Source organism: Nocardia takedensis NBRC 100417 (genome assembly GCF_000308695.1).
In the GTDB taxonomy this organism is placed as follows: domain Bacteria; phylum Actinomycetota; class Actinomycetes; order Mycobacteriales; family Mycobacteriaceae; genus Nocardia; species Nocardia takedensis.
In genome coordinates this window covers 1-4740 of the sequence record NZ_BAGG01000211.1, presented here as the reverse complement: position 1 = coordinate 4740, position 4740 = coordinate 1, and the positions used below count along the sequence as shown (strand labels likewise).

The following is a 4740-nucleotide window of genomic DNA, read 5'->3' as shown; positions in this document are numbered from 1 at the left end:
GGAGGATTTCTACGAGGAATGCGCGCAGCGGGGGTATCGGTACGGTCCGGTGTTTCGGGGGTTGCGGTCGGTGTGGCGTGGCGGGGACGAGGTGTTCGCGGAGGTGGCGTTGCCCGAGGCCGCCGGTGGGGTGGAGGAGTTCGTGATCCATCCGGCGTTGTTGGACGCGGCGATGCAGGCGATGGGTTTTCTGGGGTTGGAGGTCGAGGCGGGTTCGGTGTTGTTGCCGTTCGCGTGGGAGGGGGTGCGGGTGTTCGCGGTGGGGGCGCGCGCGGTACGGGCACGGTTGCGTGGTGAGGGTGCGGGCCGGGTGGGGATCGTGTTGTTCGACGGTGTGGGTGGTGTGGTGGCCGAGGCGGTGTTGGTGGTGCGCGGGGTGGCGTTGAGCGAGCTGGGTCCGGTACGCGGCACCGACGAGGTGTTGTACACCGTCGACTGGAAGCCCACGAAACTGCTGTACGGCTCCGCCGATTCCGAGGCGCGGCACGTCCTGCGATACGAGTGGCCGTGGCGCGACGACCTGGACGGTATGCGCAAGTGGCTGCATCACCTCGTCGAGGACCTCCGCGCACAACTGCGGACCGTGGACCCGCGGACCACGATCGTGGTCGTCACCAGACAACTGATCCGTGTCATCGATTCCGATGGCGCAAACCCCGGCGGTGCGGCGGCGTGGAGTCTGTTGCGATCGGTGCAGAACGAATACCCCGACCGCATAGTGCTTCTCGACACCGACGACTGGGACGACGCGGCCATCTCGAAGGCGATCGATTCTCGCGGAGCCACCCAGGTGGCGGTCCGCGGATCGCGCCACCTCACCCCGAGGATCCGCTCGGTGAGCGCGAGCGGACCGTCCGCGCCGAGCCCGCTGCGCGCGAGTGCGAACGGCACGGTGGTGATCACCGGCGGCACCGGTGTCGTCGGCGCGTCCCTGGCACGTCACCTCGTCGAGAAACACGGCGCCTCGCGCATTCTGCTCGTGAGTCGCACGGGAGGGACCTCCACCGCCTCGATGGCGTTGTGCGAGGAGTTGCGCGCGCTGGGAGCCGCGGTCGACTCGGTCGCCTGCGACGTGAGCGACCGAGCGAGTCTGGGTCGTGTACTGGACGAGATTCCCGCCGACGCGCCGTTGGTCGGTGTCGTCCACGCGGCCGGAGTGCTGGCCGACTCGTCCTTCGCCGACCTCGCCGCGGACGATCTCGATGCCGTGCTCGGCGCCAAATCCGGTGGCGCGTGGAATCTCCACGAACTGACCGCCGCCCACGAACTCGCGTTCTTCATCCTGTGTTCGTCGCTGGCCGCGACCATCGGCACACCGGGGCAGGCGGGGTACGCGGCGGCCAACGGCTTCCTCGACGGTCTCGCCGAATACCGAAGGGCCGCAGGACTGCCCGCCACCTCGATCGCCTGGGGCCTCTGGGAATCCACGACCGGGATGGGCAGCGATCTGCTGGCCGCCGACAAGGGCAGGCTCGACCGTTGGGGCATCGGCGCGATCCCCGCTCCGCGAGCCCTGACCGCGCTCGATCGCGTGCTGCCCGCGGATCGGGCGCGAATCGTGATCGCGCGCCTCGACCTCGACCGCTTGCGGACGGTGAGCGGCAAAGCGGGCATCTTCGCGATGTTCGGCGATTCGGGCGGCGGCGAGAACAATTCCCTGTCGCCGAGTCGCACGTCGTCGGACGCCGATTCCGATCTGCTGGCCGAAGTGTCGGCGATGACGCCGGAACAGCGATTGGCGAAGATCCGCGAGGTGGTCCTCGACGAACTGTCCGTGGCACTCGGCTTCGCCGACCCCGGGGAGATCGATACGAGCCGCGGCTTCCAGGACCTCGGGGTGGACTCGCTCAGCGCGATGGAATTCCGCAACGGACTGTCGGCGGTGACCGGAATCCGCATCGCGCCGACCGCGGTCTTCGACTACGAGACACCTGACGATCTCATCAACTACATCAACGAGTTGCTGCCCACCCTCGCCGGTGGAGTCACCTAGGCGCGCACACGATCACGGTCCGCGTCGTCGCGGCCGAGTGGTGGGTGTTCGTTGTGGTTCAGCGCTGTATCAGTCACATGCATCAGAGGGAAAGAGGCTGTCATGTCCAATGAGGATGATCTCCGGGCGTACCTGAAGCGGGCCGCGGGGGAGTTGCAGTCGTTGCGGTCGCGACTGGCCGATGTCGAGGGCGGACTGTCCGAGCCACTGGCGGTGGTGGGGATGGGATGCCGTCTTCCGGGCGGGGTGATGGGTCCGGAGGACCTGTGGGATGTGGTGTTCGAAGGCCGCGACGTGGTGTCGGAGATTCCCGACGACCGCGGCTGGGACGTCGAGGAACTCTTCGATCCGCAGGTGGGTGTGGCGGGCAAATCCTATGTCCGTGAGGGCGGATTCGTCGGCGGCGTAGGCGATTTCGACGCGGCGTTCTTCGGGATCAGCCCGCGCGAGGCGGCGGCGATGGATCCGCAGCAGCGGTTGCTGTTGGAGGTGTCGTGGGAGGCGCTGGAGTACGCGGGGATCGATCCGCGGTCGTTGCGCGGCTCGGCGACCGGCGTGTACACGGGCATCGTCGACGAAGGCTACGGGCCGAACGTGCACGAGGACCGCGAGGGCTACGCGGGCCATCTGATGACCGGAAAGACCTCGAGCGTGGCCTCGGGGCGAGTGGCCTATGTGTTGGGGTTGGAAGGCCCTGCGGTGTCGGTGGACACCGCGTGTTCCTCGTCGCTGGTGGCGTTGCACCTCGCGGTGCAGGGGCTGCGGCTCGGCGAGTGCTCGCTGGCACTGGTCGGCGGCGTCACGGTGATGGCGAATCCCGATGTCTACGTCGGCTTTTCGCAGTTGCGTGGATTGGCCGCGGACGGCCGGTGCAAGGCGTTCGCGGCCGGCGCCGACGGGTTCGGTCCGGCCGAGGGCGCCGCCGTGTTGGTGGTGGAGCGGTTGTCGGACGCGGTCCGGCAGGGGCATCGGGTGTTGGCGGTGGTACGTGGCTCGGCGGTCAACCAGGACGGCGCGTCGAACGGTTTGACCGCACCGAGCGGTCCGGCGCAGCAGCGGGTGATTCGTCGGGCGTGGGCGAACGCCGGAGTGTCCGGTGGCGATGTGGATGTCGTGGAGGCGCACGGCACCGGTACGCCCCTCGGTGACTCGATCGAGGCCCAGGCGTTGCTGGCGACCTACGGCCAGGGCCGTGACCCCGAGCGGCCGCTGTGGTTGGGGTCGGTGAAGTCGAATATGGGTCACACGCAGGCGGCGGCGGGGTTGGCCGGTGTGATCAAGATGGTGCAGGCGATGCGCCACGGGGTGTTGCCCGCCACGCTGCACGCCGACGAGCCCAGTTCCGAGATCGACTGGGCCGCGGGAACCGTGCGGCTGTTGGGTTCTCGTCAGGAGTGGTCGTCCACGGGGCGGCCGCGACGGGCGGGCGTGTCCTCGTTCGGGATCAGCGGCACCAACGCCCACGTCGTCCTGGAGCAAGCGCCGCCCGCGCAGGCGGAGGAGCCCGCCGACCGGGCCCCCGCGCTGCCGTGGGTGCTGTCGGCCCGCAGCGCCGCCGCGCTGACCGCCCAGGCGACGCGCCTGCGAGACTTCCTGCACACCCACCCCGACGTCGACCCGGCCGCGGTGGCCGCGACGTTGGCGCGACGCACGGTGTTCGAGCACCGCGCCGTGCTGATCGGCGCCGACCGCGGTGAGTTCGAGACCCGATTGGAGTCCCTGATCGCCGGCGAGCCCACCCGCGGTGTGGTGGTGGGACGGGCGGAGAACGAGGGCAAGACGGTCTTCGTCTTTCCGGGCCAGGGTTCCCAGTGGGTCGGCATGGGCCGCGACCTCTACGACCAGCACCCCACTTTCGCCGCCGCGTTCGACACCGCGGCGCGGGCACTCGCGGAGTTCGTCGAGTGGGACCCCTCCGACGTACTGCGGGGCGTACCGACGGCCCCGAGCCTGGACGCTGTCGACGTCCTCCAGCCGATGCTGTTCGCCGTGTCGATCGCGCTGGCCGAAGCATGGCGCGCGGCCGGAGTCCATCCCGACGCCGTGATGGGCCACTCCCAAGGTGAGATCACGGCCGCGTGTGTCGCGGGCGCGTTGCCGCTGCGCGACGCCGCGCGCCTCGTCGCCGTGCGCAGTCGGTGCGTGGCGAAACTCTCGGGGCGCGGCGGCATGGCCTCGGTGCCGTTGTCGGCCGACGAAGTGCGCGAGCGACTGACCGAATGGGACGGCCGACTCGATATCGCCGTCGTCAACAGCCCGCACAAGACCGTGGTGTCCGGCGAGCGCGCGGCCCTCGACGAACTGCTCTCGAAGCTGGAAGCCGAAGGCGTCGACGCCAAACGACTGCCGGTCGACTACGCCTCGCACTCGCGACAGATCGACGACATCGAAGCCGACATCCGTACCGGCCTCGGCGAGGTCGTCCCGATCGACGGCGCCACGGCCGACTTCGTCTCCGCCCTGCACGGCGTGCGCATCGACCCGGCCACCCTCGACGGTGACTACTGGTATTCCAACCTGCGCGAACCGGTGCGGTTCGACAAGGCGGTACGAGCGGCCCTCGACAACGGCTGCCGAGCCTTCGTGGAGATCAGCCCGCACCCGATCCTCACGGTGCCCGTCGAGGAGAACTGCGACGACACCGCGAGCGCGATCGTCGAGTCGCTGCGCCGCGAGGACGGCGCCCTCGACCGGTTCACCGCGTCGCTGGCTGCGGCGTTTGTTGTGGGTGTGGGTGTGGATTGGTC

General features: G+C 69.4%; 2 protein-coding genes. Both read left to right on the top strand.

Going from position 1 to position 4740, the window contains the following annotated elements; genetic code table 11:
- Positions 1–1993 (top strand): type I polyketide synthase (locus ON30_RS28115; RefSeq protein WP_157183871.1); only part of this gene is annotated, 1993 nt, incomplete at its 5' end.
- A 102-nt stretch (positions 1994–2095) separates the two neighbouring features.
- Positions 2096–4740, top strand: a 2645-nt coding sequence (locus ON30_RS28110; RefSeq protein WP_040712055.1) for a type I polyketide synthase, incomplete at its 3' end; no start/stop codon positions are given.